Below are 19,433 nucleotides of genomic sequence, written 5' to 3'. Positions count from 1 at the left end.
GCATGTTCAGGAAAATCAATAACTGGTTGCATTTATGGCTAGGGCTTATTTCAGGAATCATAATGCTGGTGGTATGCCTGACCGGAGCTGTATGGGTGTTTGCAGATGATATCAGGGACCTCATCGAACCGCCAATTGTTGTGGAAAAGCAGCATAAAGCGATCATCGGTCCATCTGATATCAGTGGTATCGTGCACAGACTTTATCCAGGGGAGCCTATTAATACCGTTTTTTATAAGGACGGTTCAGCAGTTGAGGTATTGATCAAGAAGTGGGGAAATGACCCACTTCTTATTTTTTTAGATCCCTACACGGGTAAAGTGCTCTATAAACGGATTCTGGAAGACCGTCTGACACTTTTTTTCTACTGGATAGAAGCCGGACACAGAAACTTATGGTTACCGTTTAAGTTGGGCAGGGCCGTTGTAAATTATGGGACACTAATATTTGTTGTGTTACTCGTTACAGGACTAATATGGTGGTATCCTAAGAAATGGAACCGCTCTACCCGCAACAAGAGCTTTAAGATAAAATGGGATGCAAAATGGAAACGGATCAATATCGATCTGCATAATGTCCTTGGTTTTTACGCGCTACTTATTTTATTGCTCTTATCTCTCACTGGAATGATCTATGGAATTAAGTGGTATAGCAATGGTCTTTACCTGGCGACTACAGGGGACAAAATGCCTGAATGGTCGGCGCCAATATCTGATAGTACACAAGTAAGGCCACTTAAGCTGGATCAGGCCCTTGACGAGGCGATGCAGAAAGTTAGGAGTCGCTTTCCTTCGAGTGCAGGATATTTTTTTAGGATGCCGGACAGTCTTGATGTGAAGGCCGCAATTGAGATTGATGTTTATCCGAAGCTGAACAGTTATTACGCAAATCAGAACATCTGTTTTGATCGCTACACGGTTAAGGAAATTGTCCGTCCGGATTATTATTCCGCAAGCTTTGAAGAAGCCAGTACAGGGCTTAAAATCAGGAGGATGAACTATGACATCCACGTAGGGCGGATCTTGGGCTTTCCTGGGAAGATTATCGCTTTTTTTGCCAGTCTTATTGGAGCTTCGTTGCCTGTGACAGGTTTTATTATTTGGTATAACCGAAAGTTCGGCAAGAAATCAAAAAAACGTTAGGATTTATTCGTAACCAACAGCGACAAACTTATCTTTTTTAGGACCTTTTACAAAAAGATAAGTTGCTTTCGTTTGTATCAAAGAAAGATAAAAATGTTAAGCGAAAAAAAGACTAAACCATAGCTCCAGCGGATGGCGTTGTAAATTCTAATTCCAAGATTAGATATGATATACCTAGTGTATAACACTAAGTATATCATAAACCGCGCTTATTTATCTGCGAATGGTAACACCGCCGTCTACCGCCAGGTATGAACCTGAAATATAAGAGGCTTCGTTTGAAGACAAGAAAACAATTGCGTTAGCAATTTCTTCGGCTTGTCCGATTCGTTTCAATGGAACTGCTGCTGCTATAGCATTTTTTATATCTGCAGGTGTTTGCTGATTCATAGGTGTATCGGTCAATCCGGGAGCAACCACATTTACTCTGATTTTTCTGTCTGCCAGTTCAGTAGCTGCGGTACGTGCAATTGCATCGACTGCACTTTTTGTAGCTGCATAAGCACCCATTTGTGCATACCCGCTCACAGAGACTCCAGATGAGATAAGAACAATGGAAGCTCCTTCTGATAAATGAGGGATTAGTTTTTGCAAAGTAAAGAATAGTCCTTTGACATTGATGTTATAAAGGTCGTCAAAAACCTCTTCAGTTGTATCTTCAATTGAATATTGCTTTGCTATTCCCGCATTCAGTACAAGCACATCCACTTTGTTTCCGCTAGCTGCAACTGTTTCTGCCAATAGCGCAATATCTGCCAGTTTGGACGTATCTGAAGATAAGGTCTTCAGTTTTGGGCTATTAATACTTCCTGATGCTGCTTGCAGGGTATCGGTATTTCGGCCTGTTATCAATACATTTGCTCCTTTTTCAATAAATGTTTTAGCGGTAGCTAATCCAATTCCTGCACTTCCGCCGGTAATTACTACATTTTTATCTGAGAAATTCATCTTTTTAAATTTTTAATGATCGAAAATTCTATTCTAGTCAAGACTTTTTAAACTGTTTGTTTTTGAAATCGATTTCTTTAACTATGCAAATCTAAATTGATTAAATTTATTTTGGTAACTTTGTAACCAAAAGTAACAGTAACTTTTGGGTAACAAGGTAACTTATTATGGAAATAGAATGCTCGAATAACGACACAAACAGAAAACAGATTATGGCTGTTCACGATGCCATGGATGTGTTGAATGGCAAATGGAAAATCTCAATAATATCGTCAGTTTGCTATTACAACAAACGGCGTTTTTCTGATATTTTAAACGATGTGAAAGGAATCTCCAATAAAATGCTCAGTAAAGAGTTAAAGGAATTGGAAATGAACCAGCTCATTAAACGGATAGTTCTCGACACGCAACCCGTAACGGTTCAATATCAGCTAACAGAGTACGGCTTGACGCTAAAAAAAATCATCAATACCCTCGCCGAATGGGGAACTGAACATCGAAAAGTGATTGTCGGGAAGTAATTCAAAATCTTCATTGGCCGAAACCTCGTCCATTATATTACGATAATTGGCCTACTGATTTTCGCGACCAAATAAAATAAATAATCAAGTATGATGAAATTTAAGAGCGTATTTTTATATATAAATCTTATACTTCTATCTATTAGCTGTAAGGGACAGAATAAAATCACAAAATCTGAAAAAGATATCTATGCTATCGGAACCGAAATAAAGCACTTCGATAAAGAACCGCATTATGGCGCAAGTATATCAACGAGTAATTGCTCGTTCGAAATTCTTATCAACGATGTTCCCGTTATTAAATACAAAGATAATTCAGGCGGAAGTTTATCGGGTTCGTACTTCCCTTTGAATTGGGACATTACACAAAAAGGCCCGCAAAAAATCACCCTTCGTCTCTTTCCAGGATTTAATCAAAATGCAAAGTCAATGCATTCATCATTGATGAGAAACTCTGGAGTTCAGATCAAAATCGAAAAATCCTTCATTGGTACAGATGGCAGTTGGGGTGATGAGGAAGAAGTGACTACTTACACCACTCCACAAAAAATAGTGGAAGGTAAAGAAGTTTCAACATTTGACGGAAAGAATTTTTTTGAGGACAGTTTTACTTTTGACGCCGAAGTTCCCTACAAAATAAACATTTTAGATAATGCCGAAGTTCTTTTTACGAAGAATAAAGACCAGTTACAAGCATTAGAAAAGGAAGTTGTTGCAAAATATAATGAGATAAGAGGTATATATCTAAAAGGCACGAAAGACGATTTGGCGAATGCTGTTTATGAAAAAGAAAAAAGACTTGCACAGCAAATGTATCTTTCTTCCGAAAAAATAAAAAACAATTGGGACAAAGAATATCAATTCCGAACAGATGAGGATTTAGAGTTTTTTGATCTGAAACCCATTGAAAAATACAAAATGACTTTCTATGCTAACGGAAAACTAGTGTGTTTAGAGAAAATTAACAATGAAAAATCAGCATTGTGGGGAGGCTTTAAGCGAAAAGATAAAGGAGTTGGTACTACAACTTACATTCAGCTATATCTGTATCGCCAAAAAGATAGCAAGGAGCTTCACGTATATTAAGAATGGCATACCCTATAGTGTTAACGAATTTACACATCAAATTCTGCATGGTATAGCCGATGAAGTTTGTACAGAGAAATATGGAGAGTCGACAGGTATTTATTAAACCACCGACGTACAGAACTGCGTTAGCTGTTAATTCTCGAAAATGGTATATGACCGTACAATATACTGTATGTCTAGTCAAATAAGTTCATTGGTCAAGCCAATGAACTATATTGAGCAAAAATTGCGCATGTTGTGTTGCGGCCGGATGGTTCATTCCTCTTTTTTCACTTTTGATGCCATGGAGTTGTGCCGAAAAAGGAGCACCATCACCGAATACCACAATCCTGCCTTTCCCAAATTGCAGGTAAGCGCCGTTTGCAAACCCTTTGCCCGACAATCGGGGAATATCCTCTGGAATAGGTCTTTTTATCTGATTAGCATCATTGGGTAGGTAGATATCATATTCTTCATTTAATAAAGAAATAATATGTGCCTTCGTTGGTACGATAAACCCAGTTCCACCCCAGCACATGATACTGTCTATTTCCTTACCTGATCCAGTGGTTATTTCATTGTATAATAGTGTTTCTCTATCCTTTGAGAAGATCTCGGGACGTCCATTCTTAGGTAAGGCAAAACCGTTCACGATATGAATTCCAAATGCCGCACCAAGCTTTTGTACAGACCCGCCACAGGGCATGTGGTCGGTGACTAGAAATAGGCTTCCACCATCAAATACCCATTGACGGAGAGTTTCTATCTCCTGATCGGTAAAGGCTGAATAGGTGGGTAATTTCCAGTTTTCCGGATTATATAAGGCATTTATGCTGATATAGATTTTTACTTCTTTTAATTGATCGTAAGAGATCTTTTCTTTAACACTTCGGAGGCGATATCCATCAGTTAGAAGGAGATCTGAAAAAGGAGCGTAGGCTCCTCTCAAAGTAACCGGATTGTTGTGTGCCTCGTCAAATAGGAGTAGAGGTCCATCACCGATCCGGTGGTGCGGATCGGTAATGGGATAATGAAACTGTTCATCTGCTACCTGTTGGGCGCTAAGCTGAGCTGTACCCAGCAGAAGCAGCAGGAATAAGCAGGCAATAAATCTGTTCATAATATTTTTTTATTAGGATTATTGATCAGTTTTTAGCCAAAGATCATTTTCGAAACACTGCATTTGCTGCACCTTTCCATTGGCAACAGAAAATGTCAATGGGAAGGTACCATCATCATTGAGGAAGAAAAATTCAGAACGAGGAGTAAATGAAATTGTTTTGTTATCCCACAATTGCGTAAGCATTAAGCCTGTTGGGGAGGGTTCTATTTGAATCTTAAAGTTGTTGTCATTTACCTTTAGATAAGTTCCGGCAAGCTGTTTCAGTTGGGATGCGGTTAGAGTCGCAATTTTATTGGGGTCAAATGAGACGCGCTCACATACAATTCTACCCAGGATCTTGGTTTGGCTAAAATCGCCGGAATCATCCTTTAAAAATTCTATGGCATATCCTTCGTTTTTGGATTCAAAATGCGTATCATCTTTACGGACCAGCTGATATCTTTTTTTCTGATCCCACAGCTGTGTCGCATACAGGTTGTTGTCTTGCTCCTCGAAAGCAATGAAAGCTACTTTATTGGGTAGCTGGTAGTAGCCTTGAAATGATTTTAGCGGAACCAACTGTTGTTGCTGGGGGCTATCTTTAGGGCTGGGCTGTGCAAATGTATCAATCGAAGCAAAAAGACAATATGCTCCCACCAGAAGACCATATGTTGCTTTGGAAAATTGGCGGATCGCTCTCGAGTACCCGCTTGGTTTGATGTATTGTATCATAATTATTTTTTTTTGATATGATACAAGAGTAGGTCTTTTTGATAGGCTAACCGTCCGAATGGATGCAATCGAACAAACTTCATTGTGTCGGGTTAGTTTGATTGTTTACTATGGACTTTCATATATTCTGTCGGCGTAATGCCTGTTGCTTTTTTGAAGCTGGCATAAAAGGTTGTTCTTGAATTGAAGCCTGCCCTTATTGCGATTCCAAACATATCAAGTTGCTTGGCCTCTTTGGATAATAAAAGTTTTTTCGCTTCCTCCGTGCGAAGCTCGTTGATAAACTGGTAAAAATTTTTCTCCAGTCCATTGTTTATGATGTAGGACAGATCATGCGGATTGATTCCGATATGTTCCGCGAGGGATGATAGTGTTAAAGCCGGGTCGAGATATAGCTTTTCAGCTGTTGTTTTCTGTACTAGTTTTTCTTTTAATGCGTCTACCTGTTGTGCTGTCAGCCGTTCTTCGGCTTTAACCTTTTTATGCTGCGCTTCGTTGATGAGGTTTTCTGTAGACTCAATTGTGTAAATTGACCGTTGTGTTAGCGTTGCGTACCCAAGTGCCATTGTGCCCATAAAATATAAAATTGGGGCGACAGCACTAAAAACTAAATGAACCATAGCCAGCAGACGGGCAACAATCATCAATAATAGCGCAATCAATAGATACTTTAACCAAGCCATGTTTATCTTTTCCGTATAGGAAGATAGCTGGCGAATGTTTTTCTGGTGTATTTTAAAGAGGTTATAACAGGCAATCCAATAAAAGATGCATTGTGCAAAAAAGAAATATTTGATAGCAAAGATGATCCATTGCGGTAATTGAGGCAGATGGATGTGTCTATTAGAAAGGCCGGGTATTAAATAGATGATGGAGAAGAAAACGAAAGCGAGGAATGGAACAAAATGTAGTCCCCAATATCGATTTTTTGCTGTTGGTTTGACCATGTAGTGAACGGCCAGGTAGAAGCAGGGGAGTGTAGCCCATCGTGGCAGTTCCAGCGTATGGATCAATCCATTGCTCTCGATATGAAAACCTTCAAGAAAAAGCTGGGTAAATAAGCATGCCATCAAATAATACCATGTTCCAAGCCACCGGTCTGTGTGGGAAAAACTGTGGTTGACACCCATAAAGATTAAGGTGCCGAGCAACAGAAATGCACCAGCTGAAAAAGCATGAAAGGTATAGAGTATATTGATCATGGACAGTCGTAAGTTATCATTGTAACGTGAATTTAAACATAATTGATCAAATGGTGCTACATCATCCATATGGGTACCCCGATCCAACCATTTACGGATAGAAGGGCGACGAGATAGCAAAAAAAGAAATTATTGAAGGCCAAAAACAGACGAAGCCATAATGGGCTCAGTCTAGACCAACGGTAATAAAGCAGCAAGCTGCTGACGGCAACCAAAATAGCAAATAGAAGCATGCCTAGAAAAATGAAAAAACTTGTTCCATTAAAAGAGGTAAATAACTCTTTATGGCTAGCATCCGTTTGTCCCATGAGACGATAGGCAGCGAGAAAACAGCATGTTCCTATTATTGGCAATAAAGGAATGCCTAGGTCTATCAGTTTCACTTTTCGAAAGAGTGTAAGAAATATGCCTATAAGGCTATAGATGAGATAAATCAAAATGGCTGTAAGTCCAAGATAGATAGGTATCTGTTGGATTAAAACTGAAACTCGAGGTACTTTGCGATAGAAACTATTGCCATAACCTTGAAAAAAAGGCTGCCCATCGGGATCTCTGGCTAATACAAAGGCGGGAAGAATATCATCTTTTAGTCGGAAGATGCCATTGCCAACATGGACAAGAGAATCGAGCTGTCCGTTTTCTTTTTTTACAACGAGTCTATCCTTACTGGTCGTCGTTAATTCAATGCCGCCAAAGATACGTCTGTAAAATTCCCAGCGTTCGTTTTTGGGATTCATAAATTGATAGTATCCGAGTAGCGGTTTAATTTTTTTGTCATCTATCGGTAGACTGATTGGTTTCGGAGGAGAAATGTCCCTTGTCAAAAATTCTTCAATAGCCTGTGAGATTGGCCACATATTGACGATACTATTGGCTGCTATTGCGTAGGCGATACCGGTTTTACGGTTAAAGAACAACCAGGATACAAAGCCTTCGCCTTTACCGTTGTGGCCCCGTAAGCTTACCTTTTTATTATTCGGGAATAAATCATTACCGAGGGCATATCCCGTCTGTAATCCAGCGTGGCTGGCCAATGTACTGTGAATAGTCTCCATTTCCTTCAGGCCGGCATTGTCCAGTAACCTGCTGTCGGCATTACCATTGAGCAGATAAAGCATAAATTTTGCCATGTCCTCAGCAGTGGATACCAAAGCGCTTCCGGCCCCATTTCCGATAGGACTATAGAATGGCATTGGTCTGTATTTCCCATTTTGAAAGTCATAGCCTGTGGCACAGCTGGGTCTATGAGCACCATCAATATCAAATAAGCTATTGTGCATGTTTAATGGTGAAAAAATCTGTTCTTTTAAATACTTATCCCAAGGCATGTCCGAAACTTTTTCAATAATATAGCCGAGTACATTATAACCAGGGTTGGAATAGGACATCATCGTTCCCGGTCTCCAGCGTACCGTAAGCGAATTGCTAACAGCTTTTATGGCCTCGATACCAATAATTGGCTTTTTTTTGCTTAAATCTACCATGCTGTTGAGTTGAACATCTTCAAAACCGGCGGTATGTTCGAGTAGGTGAACTACCCGTACCGGATCTGTAGCTTCCCAATGATTGTCAAATGGTATTTCGGGCGCGATATCACGAATACGGTCATTGAGTTTTAGCTTACCTTTAGCCACTAATTGTTGTATACCCATTGCCACGAAAAATTTGGTGACAGAGGCGAAGTGAAATTGCGTTTGATGTTCTACTGGAAGACGTTGTTTAAGATCAGCATAGCCCAGTCCACCCGAGTACAGTATACTGTCTTTTTTTACAATCGCAACCAGTAGACCGGGTATATGTTCATTCTGAATCACAGTATCTAAACGTCTATACAATTGGCTAATATTGCTGTCAGATTTTGTAGCTGTGTTTACCTGTGCTGATGCAGTAAAATAAATTGCCACAATGAACATTGCGAGATAGAAAGTTTTCAAGTTGATCATAAGCTTTTCTTTTTTTGCAAATTAGCAATGATCTGTATTGGTCTTGTCCGTGTCCATCCAAACGGATAAATCTGTTAGGGTTACATGCGGTACAATATCGAAGCGCAATGAAAGTCGGAGGCTATAATTTGGCAGTTTTTAATGATGTTGACTTAAATTTGTACAGAAGTGAAACATCTAAGCCCTATATTATCTGGCTGATTAAATTTTATTTTGCAATGATACTTTTGTGAATTTTTGAAATAAGACACAATATAAATTCTCCTTCATTTTTTGTAGTTAAATTTTCGGTGTGCTGAAACATATTCATAAATCTAAAATTTTTACATAAATTTAAAGCTTACTTGTATTTATAAGATCGATTTAATCCTTTTTAATGGCAACAATACGGATGACTTCCAGTAATATACTGACGAGCCGAACTATAACCACAATAATCTGTTTTTTTATTTTTAGCCTTAGCAATTCTTTTGCGCAATCACATGACAATTTTTTAGTGGTTGGACAGCGCTATACGATAAACTCTAAAATACTTAATGAAAGCAGAAATTATTCTGTTTATTTACCGGCTTCCTATAAAAACAATGTCGACAAAAAATACATCGTTGCCTACGTTTTAGATGGAGATAGGAGTAAGTTTTTGGAAGTGTCTGGGATTGCACAATCAATGCATTCAGATGCAAATCTTAAGTTGCAAATCCCTGAACTCATTATTGTTTCAATAGAAAACACCGATAGAACAAAGAATTTTACTCCTACAAATTCATTGAATTATTTGGATAAAGAAGATATTTCTGCATTTAAAAGTAGCGGAAAAGCGGATGATTTCATGCATTTTATGGAGGATGAATTAATGGTGGAAATCAATAATTCTTTCAGAACCGTTCCACAGAGTATGATTATCGGACATTCATTGGGTGGACTATTTGCGTTACATTGCCTGTTAGAAAATCCGCAGCTGTTTAGTTATTACTTACTTATCGACCCCTCATGGTTTTGGGATCATAATTATATTGGGAAAAGAAGTAAAGAAGTATTGGAGAATCGAGTCGACCTAAAAGCTAGAATATACATTGCATTAGCCAATAATATGCAGGAGGATAAGAGGCATTATCAGTGGGGCAATCAATTTTACAAGTTACTGAAGGAGAATAAATCTCCAGATCTGAAGGTAGACTTTCGATATTTTGAAGACGAAAAGCATTTAACAGTAACAATTCCTGCCACATATTATGGCCTTCGATATCTCTTCGAACCATATACTATTGATATAAATGAAGTAACAAAAGATCCCAATATATTGGTAAATTACAGTGCAAAAATAAAAAAGGAACTTTTCTTTGATACTAAACCGGACCAAAGTTTTGTAAATACAATTGGATATGTTGCCCTTTATGATAGGCAACTACCTGATATAGCAATTTCTATTTTTGAGCTGAATACGGAAAATTATCCGCAATCAATCAATGTATGGGATAGCTTAGCCGAGGCCTACACAGTCAGGGGATATATGGATAAAGCAAAAAAGTGTTATGAAAAAATCTTGACACTTTCTCCAACTAATAATATCGCAAAAACGAAACTTGAAGAATTAAATAACAAAATAAAACAGAGAAACTAAATGCTGGACATCGGAAAGCGAAACCAGCATTTTGTACCACTTCGCCCGCAATATATAGTGTATATTGGGCTTAAGTATTAACATTTCCCGATTGAAAAGTAGCAGTTAATAATTCAATTAAAAGATTGGGAATACTATCCACCTACAGTCGGCGCTTTGCCAAATTTCTTCTTAAAGGCGGAAGAAAAATGGGACAGGGTCTCGAAACCAAGATCGAGATAGATAGCTGATGGTTTTTTGTTTTTTCTTTCAATTAAATGCCGTGCTTCATTCAGCCTTTTATCCTGTAACCACTTACGTGGCGGCATCCCGAAGGTTTTCTGAAAATCTCTTTTATATCCTGAAAGGCTTCTTCCGGTGAGTTGTGCAAACTTTTCAATAGGGACATTGAAATGAAAATTGCTCAGCATAAATTTTTCTAGATCCATCTTATAAGGCGCTGCGAAATCAAACAAAAAGTTACGCAGTGCCGGAACAGCTATCAGTATCAACTTGATTCCCTCTTTCACCTTTAAAAGTCCCATCTCGTCAGTCATTTCATGACCAGCGCTTCGCGCATAGGGAATGACCGACTGGAAATAACCTTTGATAAACGCATTATTGGGGAGGCATATGTTCGGAAGGCCAGTGTATTTACCCTGAGCTTCCATTTTTTCCTCTAGTGCTATCTGACGCATCAGATCTTCTTGCAGTGATATGACGATAGTTTCATAGTGACCACTTGGCCCGGGGGTTTTAGTCAAGGTTCCCAGCTGATTTTTGTGAATGAGCAATACTTCCCCGGCAGATATGTTTACATGCTGCTCAGCTGTTTCCAGAACCATCTGGCCCGAGACCTGTAATACCAAGGTATGGTGGTTCCAGACGCATGCTTTCTCTTTCTTCAGAGAAGAAAGGTAAGAATAGAATATCACGCCGGGAAGTATTTCTGCTGGACTTTCCATTTATCTTTGTAAATAAGTGCCACCTTTGATAGTACCTATTGCAAATGTAGTGTTTAAAATATTCATCTCCTCTGGGGTAAATACAATTTCCATCGCAGCAATATTTTCGGGTAGTCTTGATCTGCGGCTCATACTCACCAATGGCATGATATTGTCGCCCTGTTCTTTTACCCATGCAATCGCAAGTTGTGTAGGGGTGACATTTTTACGTTGAGCAATTTCTTTTAATACTTCCACTTTCTCAAGATTATGGATCAGGTTATTGCCCTGAAAACGGGAAAAGTGATTTCGATGGTCATCCGCAGGAATTGGCGCTTGTAGGTTACCGGTTAACAGTCCTTCTGCCGTATTGGCAAATGCCACGACACCGATCCCTAATTCTTTAGCCGCAGGCAACAGCTCATTTTCGATCTGACGGTCAGCCAAAGAATAACCGATTTCCAGTGCACTGATGGGATAAATGCTGTTGGCTTTACGGAGCTGATCGGCGGTTATTTCCGATACGCCGATATGACGTACTTTTCCTTGATCTATCAGGTCGGCAATCGTTCCGATGATGTCTTCTATTGGCACACTGCCATCCATTCTACAGGGTTGATATAAGTCGATAGTTTCAATGCCCAGACGGGTCAATGAATAGTTGACAAAATTCTTGATCGCTACAGGACGGAGATCCAAACCGATCCATTGGCCGCTGTGGAAGATAGCACCAAATTTGACACTGATGAAAGCATCATCCCGTCTTCCCTTAATGGCTTTGCCAATAAGCATTTCGTTGTGGCCTGCACCATAAAAATCTCCCGTATTCAGGAAGTTGATCCCGCTGTCCAAAGCTTGATGGATGGTTGCAATACCTTCAGTTTCATCGGGAGTTGGGCCACCCCATATTGATGACATCCGCATACATCCCAGACCAAGCTTTGAAACGGTGGGGCCGTTTTGACCCAATTGAATTTTAGTGATTTTTGACATTTGATTGATTTAATTTTATTATCCAAAGGTCTTGATTTAATAACCATATTGCTTTCTTCTACGGCTCAATTTACTTGTCTGTATGGTTCATCTGTTCCTGAATTGAATGGTCATTGGTTTTCGAATCCGGACGGCCCATGTTAATCAAGATCACTGGTCCACAAATTGATCGTGTCAAAATTCCATTTAAAACTCTTCGTTTTTTGGCATATTTTCCCATCTCTGATTAACACCTTCAAAGTTTTCGGCGCTCGGCGCCATAATATAAAAATTAACTGAACTGTTTGCGAATTTGTAATGGTATGTGTACATGAGCAAATCACATAGACCTCTTAGTGGAGGTAAATTAGTTTGGCCAACTATTAGGAATACTGGAATTATTTACACGGCGACTATCGTACACGGGCGAATTTTTTGCCTGCAATTAATGAAAACTTCGAAATTGCTTACTATTTTTACAGGAGGAGAGAGTGTGTGAAAGAGAGTAACCTTTTAAAATAGACTTATTGATGAACAAACTTTTATTATTTTTCTGTATTTTCATGTTTTCGGTTCACTCTTTTGCACAACAAAGTAATAACCTCCGCAAAGAACTTCATCAAATCATTTCAACAAAAAATGCAACAGTCGGTATTTCAATGAAGGGAATTGAAGACAAAGACACATTAAGTATTAATGGACATTTAAATGCACCATTAATGAGTGTTTTTAAATTTCATATTGCTTTAGCGACCTTGGACTTAGTTGATAAGGGTAAACTTTCTTTATCACAGAAAATTTTTATTAAAAAAGAAGATTTGCACGCAAATACCTGGAGCCCAATTCGGGACGAATTTCCGAACGGAAATATGGATTTAACTTTGGACCAACTATTACGATATACCGTTTCGCACAGTGACAACAATGGTTGTGATATTCTTTTAGACTTGATTGGAGGTCCGGAAACCGTCCAAAAGTTTATTCATAAACAAGGAATAAAGGATTTTACCATTAAAGTCAATGAACAAGAAATGCGAATTTGGGAGAATCTATATATCAATACAACAACGCCATTAGCGTCCACCGAATTATTGGAGAAGTTTTATGCAGGACAGGTTCTTAAAAAGAACACTACAAATTACCTCTATCAACTCATGGTAGAATGCTCGAGAGGCCTTACTTGGATGAAAGCAGGGCTTCCCGAAGGAACAGAATTAGCGCACAGAACTGGAATTTCAGATAGAAATGAGAATGATTTAAGAGCAGCGATGAACGATGTAGGTATTTTTAAACTTCCCAATGGAAATCACATCGTTCTTTCTGTTTACTTAAAAGATATCACCGAAGAACGAGAGGTCACTGAAAAAATTATTGCCGACATAACCAAATCTATCTGGAATTACTATACGAAAAAATAAATATTTATCCAATGAGGAAATAAGCGTAAACAGTGAATTGTTGAAAAAAGAAACCCTATAAATCTATACCACATACAATGTTGCTAATAATATTAGTAATATTGTAAAATGAAACCGCTAGAAATCTTTTGCCGAAATCGGGTAATGTACGCTCAAATTACCGTGCATGATAAAAGCATGGGCATGAAAGATTATCATCTTTACAACAAAAATGGTCTTACTTTTTATGTTTTCAGGAAATCTCAGGGAGTGTGGCAATTGGCATTCGGTGTACTCGCCGATGACATCAAGGAAGCGTGCATTGACGCTCTTATACTTCGCTTTGATACGGATGTGCCTGAGTTGTTTTATCATCATGGAAAACGCCATGTAGTGGAAGTTCGGGCCAAGAAATACAGCCTTTGGCATATTTATCTCAATAATGCTTATGTAGGAAGTATTCAATATTATACCTTCACTAAACAGTTCAATTACCACCTTGAAGACAATTGCTTATTGACCGATGATCACGTGCAAAAATATATAGCCCTGATACAACGTGGGGAATTAAAGTGGATAAAGGACGATATGCGATGAAAAAGGATATAAAAGGAATAAAAAAACCTTGAGTCTGGGAGGATCTCAAGGCTTCCTAATTACTACCTATTTCTGAAAAGTACTATTAATACAATATCGAATCCTGTTTGGTTTTTAAAAAAATATTTCTAGCTGTTGAGTAAGGCGTACTAGCTATCAAAAAGTTTTCTGTTACCCGATATTTGACTATAGATGATCTAAGCATTAAAAATATTTTACATTGACAGATCAGGTGTGGATGATCTTTAAAAGGTACACATTCAACAAATAAATAAGATCGACCTCCTCACTTGAAACTTGGAGTTAGTGAGTGGGGGGATCCCAATTATTTACTGATGTTTTCGACTTGCTTTTTCAACTTCCTTTCTTAACTTTTTCTGATCTTTTCTTGGGCCGGTTTCATTTATATAAGCAGGTTGCCTTGGTAATTTTATGTCCAGATAGTAATCATTAAAGTATGCATCTATTCTCACCTCATCAATTGTCAAATTCGATCCAAATTTTTCTATAATTACCTTTCCCCAAAATCCATCTGCCGATATTTGTTTTGAAAATTCACCCTTTTCGTCTGTGGTAAGCGAAGCTATGGTGTCCCTACCATTTTTAAGAAAAAAGACTCTCGCGTAAGGCACTATTTCATTATTATAGCATAATCTTACTTTTCCATGTATTAATGGGGCTACCTCGCTTTCCGTATATCCTTTGCCCTGCTGACTAAAACTGCTGCAATTGTTTCGATCGATTTCAGCAAAGTCGTCAAGATTCTTTTTCGTTGCACAACTTGCCAATGTCCAAAATAAAAGAATGCTAGCAACCCATGCGAACTCCTTTTTGTGTAACTCCTTTGTCTTTTCTAGTATCATATTGTTCAGCCATTATTCTATCTGTAATTCGAGATTTATCTACATCTGAAAGGTTTTTAAAGGCATCCGTTTCTAATAAGCCCTTCCAGGCAATATCGTCATATATTTGCTTATCTAAATGATAGCCTTTTAATTCTCCGTAATTTTTAATGGATGCGGCTAGATCTGTAATAAAATCTCTAGCAATGGTCTCATGTTGAGCGCCATTTGAAAAAGCTTTTTTCTTTGTATACTTTTCAAATAATTGAGGATAAGTCATTGTTGCTGCCGTCGGATCATCATAAAAAAATGCAGTAAGGTAAGCATGAATAGATTCATGAAGCATTGTTGTAGCAAACGCTAAGTCGGAAACATTACCTATAACTAGTGGATTGGTATTGAAAGCTATAATTATTTCTCCTGTGTTATTATTTCGATTTGTACCAGCAACTTTCATCGGATCGCTAAAATTTTCTTTAGCAAACTTAAGATTATACCCTGGTATTTCTCCTGAAAATTTCTTGATTATATCAGCGACAGAGTTTCCATTCAGCATTTTAAGTGTATCCGACACGCCTTTCATACAATTAGGAAGGTTTGTATCATCGATTTTGGCATTGAAGTCTGCAATATCACTCCCATCATTTCCTCCTCCGCCATCGCCCGTACCAGGTGCATCTGGGACCCAGACATTTTCGCAGACGTACTCATCTCGGCTATCAATAAGCGACCAACCATATCCTGTGCAATGTTGGGGCCAACTGCAGTTTCTACTATGATATATCTCTAGGTTTGGGCCACAACCATAACCTGCTACTATAAACACACAATCCACCGTTTGATAAGAGCAATTTTGCTCCCATGCCATTTTCGTTGATGAAGCTCTCTTTTTCTGCACATTTTCATCTCCTTCAAAATAGGGCGACCCATTCCGGTATTTTATCAAATTTGCTGCCTTACTTTTTAGATTTGTAAATAACATTTTGCCAGTAAAGGAGCGCAGATCAGTGATCTCTTGGTTCGAATCGTTGAAAAAGAAGCCTTTGTAAAATTCCCTTCCATTTTTTACCAATAAGTATGTTTTTCCACCTTTTTCTATCGTCATTCTCTTTTTATCTTCTTTAAGATAAGGATGTAGTGGAATGAACATATATTCAACTGAATCATTTGCTTTCCGGATAGTTACTTCATCCCATAAAGGTTCCCATTGAATTGGTAAGTTATCTTTTGGATTGATCTTATTAAATATTTCTTCTCTGGCATATAAGTCCTTGACATCACTCAAAGCTACCTTATTCTGACTATCTAACACTTGCGAAGAGTCTTTCTGGCAACTTACTGCGATAAAGAGCAAGATAAGGAGCCAGATAAAGTTTCTTGTAAAAAAATGGCTTTTCATTACTTCTATTTTACTTTTCATTTAACGATTTATAGGATTAAAGTTAAAGTAATTCATGGTGAAATTTTTACTAGATTAAAAAACTATACATTTGTGTGAAAATTTGTAATTAAATGGTAATATATAGATAATGCACAGGTAATATACAGGTAATAACAGAAAAGTAATTCGGATTTTAAGGACCATTCTTCTTATTGAAATGCAACAGGGAATTGAAATCAGCTTTACACGTTACTTGTGTATTTTAGGTAAGCTGGTTAGATAATATAGGGAATGAAGAAAGGACAAAGATTGCGGAGCATGAGGGGAGTATAAAACGCACTATGTCAAAGGCCGCTGAAACACGCCGGTCTTTGTGTCTCTTCCTAATAAGCCTAATTGTTTTTAATAAAATCTGTATCAAACGATCGCTAATCATTAGCAGTAAAATCTTATTCCTTTATAAAAAAATAATAGTTCGAATTTTAGCAAGCTTTTGGATAAAATGAGCAAAATTATCTCAACTAATCTCGCGATCTTTACGATAGATGAATGCCCATAGCCGGTTAACATCTAGCCCAAGCTGACATCTAGCCAAAATTGCCTTCCTTAACGCTTATAAGGTAGGCTTTTTGTTTAATTTATTGTCTTATTAACACGGTCGAGTAAATAGGCTACGGTTTCCCGTAACCAATCCTACTTTCAAACCAATACCTTAGCCTTACAGTTTGTAATAATCTTGAAAGTTAATATCTGTAAACATATTAATTCAGAATAAATAATGTATATTAGGCTTGGGTATTAACCTTGCCCGATTGAAAAGTAGCATACCATGATAGTAACCACGACCAATTCCATCGAAGGGAGGGAGATTTCACGCTATAATGATCCAATAGTTGTCAATGTTGTCATTGGCGCCAATATCTTTAGCGATATAGGAGCGAGCTATGTCGATTTCTTTGGCGGTCGCTCTACCAGCCATGAGAAGAAGATGCAGGAAATGTACAAGCGTGTCACCGAAACGCTCAAGCAACGCGCACAGGCAATCCGTGCTGATGCTATTATTGGACTTAGTGTAGATATCGAAGAAATCTCCGGAAATGAGAGCCAGATGTTTATGATTACGGCAGTGGGTACACCGGTACATCTTAAAGAAGTTGCTCGCGTTCCTGTGGAGAGGCAGTATGATCTATTGGAACGCAAATTGATTTAGCAAAAGGTCCGAGCACTATATTCTAGAATAAAGATGGGAAATTTTAACGCTATTTTAGTAATTCTTGCTTTTGTATAAAAAAGTTGATTTTACACTCATATTTTGAATAAAAACTATCATGTTAATATTTATCGATACTAATATATTTTTTAGGAATTGGAAATTGAAAAATGCCGATTTTTCTTTTCTATTTAATTTCATCACGAATGAAAATGGTGTATTGCTATTGTCAGAATTGGTTGTTTCGGAAATAGAGTCAATAAGGAATAGGGAACTTGAAGCATCTAAATTACAATTAGAAAAATGTATTAAATCCATCGATTCAATGTGTGAAAGTCCTTTAAAGATAGATATATCAGCTATAACAAAATCATATAGTTTTAAAGATATTTTGGCGCAGAAATTGGATCCAGAATTTATTAGATATATTGATTATAGTTCTATATCCCAGGAGGTGGTGGTTCGAAGAGCCATGGATCGTGTTCGTCCTTTTAAAGAGGGTGAAAAAGGATATAGGGATACGTTAATTTGGTTATCGCTATTGAATTATTTATCGGTCAACGAAATCAAAGAAAATGTTGCCTTCATTAGTAATAATTCTGATGATTTTTTAAATTCAAGAAAGACAGATTTTCATGCTGATTTAATCAAGGATATCGAAGCAATAAAACTTAACTGTTCTATTATTCCATATAGCAGTTTATTTAATTTTATTGATAAAAATGTTGATAAAAATGAACATCTAATCGCTCACAGTGAATTGGATGAGATCGAAGACCTTATTGAGGAATATACTATTGATTATTTGAACAATTGGTCGACAGAGGAACTTAAAATATCACTTCACTCCAGTTATCCCCAAATATCATCCCTCTTATCTATTGATGATCATGAATTTATAATAGATGAGGGTATGGAAGACGGAACTATAGAGAGTAAAGAGCATATTAAAGGACGTATTGTTTATGTCAGCTATAATTACAATCTACGGATATGTACCTTAAAAATAACAATTTCACGTGAAGAGTATAATAGGGTTCAATATACATTGCCTATTTGGCACAATGTAGAGGAGCTAGGGGAAGATTATTCTCAAATCGAAATCTACTGCAGAATTTATCTTTCATCTAGTTTTGAATATGATATGGAAAACAAAACTATAGATGGTTTTAGTGTAAATAGAATTGGATATCGTTAACACTTTTATAGCACGCCACTTATGAATTTAAAAGATATCCAAAAACAATTTAACCTTGATCAGGTATGGATCATGACCATACAGGCATCTTTCCAGAGAGCAAAAGTATACAGAGGCCATACAAGTAAAGATCAACGAAAACGTGAATTGAGGAAACAGATTGAAGATTTGGCTCATCAATATGATAAAGTGGTTTCAGATGAGCAGCACATCCAAAATATTCTATCGCTGAGGTGTCAGGACGATATTGGACTGAACATTAATTTCGGTGTCGCTCAAAAACTCTTGAATCTTTATCTTAAATATTTATGGACATTGGGGTATTTGCAATATCCACCCCCTCACTTTCCCGTCGATCGAATGATTCAACAGGCATTAAAATATGAATTCTTATTTAACTGGACAGAATTGGATAATGTCGAAACCTATAAACGATTTATTGAATTTGCCAAAGTTAGGATGAGTAAAGAATCATTTGATTCTATAGCTGAGTTAGAATTGGCAATATACAATGATTGGATTAATCAAAATGGGAAGTAAAAATATAATTTAGTTATTAGACTGAACAAAATGCATAGGTGAATTAAGAACTCCAGCTAAAAATAAATCCGATTAATTATTTCTGTAAAATCCA

The 19,433-nt window shown here is 37.6% G+C and carries 18 protein-coding genes; 9 read left to right on the top strand and 9 right to left on the bottom strand.

The window, feature by feature from the left end; genetic code table 11:
- Positions 1 to 2 precede the first annotated feature (2 nt).
- Entirely contained in the window at positions 3 to 1,142 is a 1,140-nt protein-coding gene (locus A9970_RS07975; protein ID WP_153848087.1) for a PepSY domain-containing protein, read from the top strand.
- Between the two features lie 213 nt (positions 1,143 to 1,355).
- Here A9970_RS07975 and A9970_RS07970 read toward each other — a convergent pair whose 3' ends face one another.
- Positions 1,356 to 2,090, bottom strand: coding sequence for an SDR family NAD(P)-dependent oxidoreductase (locus tag A9970_RS07970; protein ID WP_153848086.1), 735 nt, complete (start codon positions 2,088 to 2,090; stop codon positions 1,356 to 1,358).
- A gap of 167 nt (positions 2,091 to 2,257) precedes the next feature.
- On the opposite strand from A9970_RS07970, the gene A9970_RS07965 reads away from it, so the two are divergent.
- Together A9970_RS07965 and A9970_RS07960 are read left to right on the top strand one after the other, a co-directional pair.
- Entirely contained in the window at positions 2,258 to 2,611 is a 354-nt protein-coding gene (locus A9970_RS07965; RefSeq protein ID WP_153848085.1) for a helix-turn-helix domain-containing protein, read from the top strand.
- Positions 2,612 to 2,701: 90 nt separating this feature from the next.
- Complete coding sequence (locus A9970_RS07960) at positions 2,702 to 3,697, top strand: hypothetical protein (protein ID WP_182981901.1); 996 nt, start codon at positions 2,702 to 2,704, stop codon at positions 3,695 to 3,697.
- A 193-nt stretch (positions 3,698 to 3,890) separates the two neighbouring features.
- Here the strand turns inward: A9970_RS07960 and A9970_RS07955 are convergent, their stop codons facing one another.
- From A9970_RS07955 to A9970_RS07940, 4 genes are all read right to left on the bottom strand, one after another.
- The gene (locus tag A9970_RS07955; RefSeq protein WP_153848083.1) at positions 3,891 to 4,799 is read right to left on the bottom strand and encodes a hypothetical protein; all 909 of its coding nucleotides are present in this window, start codon (positions 4,797 to 4,799) and stop codon (positions 3,891 to 3,893) included.
- A gap of 18 nt (positions 4,800 to 4,817) precedes the next feature.
- The gene (locus tag A9970_RS07950; RefSeq protein WP_182981900.1) at positions 4,818 to 5,513 is read right to left on the bottom strand and encodes a hypothetical protein; all 696 of its coding nucleotides are present in this window, start codon (positions 5,511 to 5,513) and stop codon (positions 4,818 to 4,820) included.
- A 92-nt stretch (positions 5,514 to 5,605) separates the two neighbouring features.
- Positions 5,606 to 6,784 (bottom strand): AraC family transcriptional regulator, encoded by a 1,179-nt coding sequence (locus tag A9970_RS07945; protein ID WP_182981899.1) that lies wholly within the window; start codon positions 6,782 to 6,784, stop codon positions 5,606 to 5,608.
- A complete protein-coding gene (locus A9970_RS07940; RefSeq protein ID WP_182981898.1) occupies positions 6,772 to 8,658 on the bottom strand; it encodes a serine hydrolase in 1,887 nt (628 codons plus the stop codon). Before A9970_RS07940 ends, A9970_RS07945 begins: the two co-directional genes overlap by 13 nt.
- 376 nt (positions 8,659 to 9,034) lie before the next feature.
- Here A9970_RS07940 and A9970_RS07935 point away from each other — a divergent pair, with 376 nt between their 5' ends.
- Positions 9,035 to 10,279, top strand: a complete 1,245-nt coding sequence (locus A9970_RS07935) for an alpha/beta hydrolase-fold protein (RefSeq protein WP_182981897.1) — start codon at positions 9,035 to 9,037, stop codon at positions 10,277 to 10,279.
- 134 nt (positions 10,280 to 10,413) lie between these two features.
- Here the strand turns inward: A9970_RS07935 and A9970_RS07930 are convergent, their stop codons facing one another.
- Positions 10,414 to 11,223 carry an AraC family transcriptional regulator gene (locus A9970_RS07930; RefSeq protein ID WP_153848078.1) on the bottom strand — a complete coding sequence of 270 codons (810 nt, stop codon included), beginning with the start codon at positions 11,221 to 11,223 and terminating at the stop codon, positions 10,414 to 10,416.
- Positions 11,224 to 12,195, bottom strand: coding sequence for an aldo/keto reductase (locus A9970_RS07925; protein ID WP_182981896.1), 972 nt, complete (start codon positions 12,193 to 12,195; stop codon positions 11,224 to 11,226).
- A gap of 509 nt (positions 12,196 to 12,704) precedes the next feature.
- On the opposite strand from A9970_RS07925, the gene bla reads away from it, so the two are divergent.
- Together bla and A9970_RS07915 are read left to right on the top strand one after the other, a co-directional pair.
- Positions 12,705 to 13,592, top strand: coding sequence for a class A beta-lactamase, subclass A2 (gene bla / locus A9970_RS07920; RefSeq protein WP_182981895.1), 888 nt, complete (start codon positions 12,705 to 12,707; stop codon positions 13,590 to 13,592).
- Positions 13,593 to 13,700: 108 nt separating this feature from the next.
- On the top strand, positions 13,701 to 14,168 hold the full coding sequence (locus A9970_RS07915; protein WP_182981894.1) for a hypothetical protein: 468 nt from the start codon (positions 13,701 to 13,703) through the stop codon (positions 14,166 to 14,168).
- 329 nt (positions 14,169 to 14,497) lie between these two features.
- Here A9970_RS07915 and A9970_RS07910 read toward each other — a convergent pair whose 3' ends face one another.
- Together A9970_RS07910 and A9970_RS07905 are read right to left on the bottom strand one after the other, a co-directional pair.
- Positions 14,498 to 15,031, bottom strand: a complete 534-nt coding sequence (locus tag A9970_RS07910) for a hypothetical protein (RefSeq protein WP_182981893.1) — start codon at positions 15,029 to 15,031, stop codon at positions 14,498 to 14,500.
- Entirely contained in the window at positions 14,976 to 16,430 is a 1,455-nt protein-coding gene (locus A9970_RS07905; RefSeq protein WP_182981892.1) for a hypothetical protein, read from the bottom strand. The genes A9970_RS07910 and A9970_RS07905 overlap by 56 nt, the downstream gene beginning before the upstream one ends.
- A 790-nt stretch (positions 16,431 to 17,220) precedes the next feature.
- Between A9970_RS07905 and A9970_RS07900 the strand changes: the two genes are divergently transcribed.
- The 3 genes from A9970_RS07900 (at position 17,221) to A9970_RS07890 (ending at position 19,339) form a co-directional block, all read left to right on the top strand.
- Positions 17,221 to 17,601, top strand: coding sequence for a YbjQ family protein (locus A9970_RS07900; RefSeq protein WP_182981891.1), 381 nt, complete (start codon positions 17,221 to 17,223; stop codon positions 17,599 to 17,601).
- A gap of 118 nt (positions 17,602 to 17,719) precedes the next feature.
- Positions 17,720 to 18,799, top strand: coding sequence for a PIN domain-containing protein (locus tag A9970_RS07895; protein ID WP_182981890.1), 1,080 nt, complete (start codon positions 17,720 to 17,722; stop codon positions 18,797 to 18,799).
- Positions 18,800 to 18,820: 21 nt separating this feature from the next.
- The gene (locus A9970_RS07890; protein WP_182981889.1) at positions 18,821 to 19,339 is read left to right on the top strand and encodes a hypothetical protein; all 519 of its coding nucleotides are present in this window, start codon (positions 18,821 to 18,823) and stop codon (positions 19,337 to 19,339) included.
- Positions 19,340 to 19,433 lie beyond the last annotated feature (94 nt).

The sequence above is a fragment of the Sphingobacterium sp. UME9 genome (genome assembly GCF_014170215.1).
GTDB lineage: Bacteria > Bacteroidota > Bacteroidia > Sphingobacteriales > Sphingobacteriaceae > Sphingobacterium > Sphingobacterium paramultivorum.
Note: the sequence above shows the minus strand (reverse complement) of the source record. Positions and strands in the feature narration are given on the sequence as shown.

Bases quoted from the DNA above. Each gene is read 5' to 3' on its own strand.
- A9970_RS07905 (WP_182981892.1), bottom strand. From the start codon at position 16,430: ATGAAAAGTAAAATAGAAGTAATGAAAAGCCATTTTTTTACAAGAAAC.
- A9970_RS07950 (WP_182981900.1), bottom strand. From the start codon at position 5,513: ATGATACAATACATCAAACCAAGCGGGTACTCGAGAGCGATCCGCCAA.
- bla (WP_182981895.1), top strand. From the start codon at position 12,705: ATGAACAAACTTTTATTATTTTTCTGTATTTTCATGTTTTCGGTTCAC.
- A9970_RS07960 (WP_182981901.1), top strand. From the start codon at position 2,702: ATGATGAAATTTAAGAGCGTATTTTTATATATAAATCTTATACTTCTA.
- A9970_RS07935 (WP_182981897.1), top strand. From the start codon at position 9,035: ATGGCAACAATACGGATGACTTCCAGTAATATACTGACGAGCCGAACT.
- A9970_RS07955 (WP_153848083.1), bottom strand. From the start codon at position 4,799: ATGAACAGATTTATTGCCTGCTTATTCCTGCTGCTTCTGCTGGGTACA.
- A9970_RS07925 (WP_182981896.1), bottom strand. From the start codon at position 12,195: ATGTCAAAAATCACTAAAATTCAATTGGGTCAAAACGGCCCCACCGTT.
- A9970_RS07930 (WP_153848078.1), bottom strand. From the start codon at position 11,223: ATGGAAAGTCCAGCAGAAATACTTCCCGGCGTGATATTCTATTCTTAC.
- A9970_RS07900 (WP_182981891.1), top strand. From the start codon at position 17,221: ATGATAGTAACCACGACCAATTCCATCGAAGGGAGGGAGATTTCACGC.
- A9970_RS07970 (WP_153848086.1), bottom strand. From the start codon at position 2,090: ATGAATTTCTCAGATAAAAATGTAGTAATTACCGGCGGAAGTGCAGGA.
- A9970_RS07965 (WP_153848085.1), top strand. From the start codon at position 2,258: ATGGAAATAGAATGCTCGAATAACGACACAAACAGAAAACAGATTATG.
- A9970_RS07915 (WP_182981894.1), top strand. From the start codon at position 13,701: ATGAAACCGCTAGAAATCTTTTGCCGAAATCGGGTAATGTACGCTCAA.
- A9970_RS07945 (WP_182981899.1), bottom strand. From the start codon at position 6,784: ATGGATGATGTAGCACCATTTGATCAATTATGTTTAAATTCACGTTAC.
- A9970_RS07890 (WP_182981889.1), top strand. From the start codon at position 18,821: ATGAATTTAAAAGATATCCAAAAACAATTTAACCTTGATCAGGTATGG.
- A9970_RS07975 (WP_153848087.1), top strand. From the start codon at position 3: ATGTTCAGGAAAATCAATAACTGGTTGCATTTATGGCTAGGGCTTATT.
- A9970_RS07910 (WP_182981893.1), bottom strand. From the start codon at position 15,031: ATGATACTAGAAAAGACAAAGGAGTTACACAAAAAGGAGTTCGCATGG.
- A9970_RS07940 (WP_182981898.1), bottom strand. From the start codon at position 8,658: ATGATCAACTTGAAAACTTTCTATCTCGCAATGTTCATTGTGGCAATT.
- A9970_RS07895 (WP_182981890.1), top strand. From the start codon at position 17,720: ATGTTAATATTTATCGATACTAATATATTTTTTAGGAATTGGAAATTG.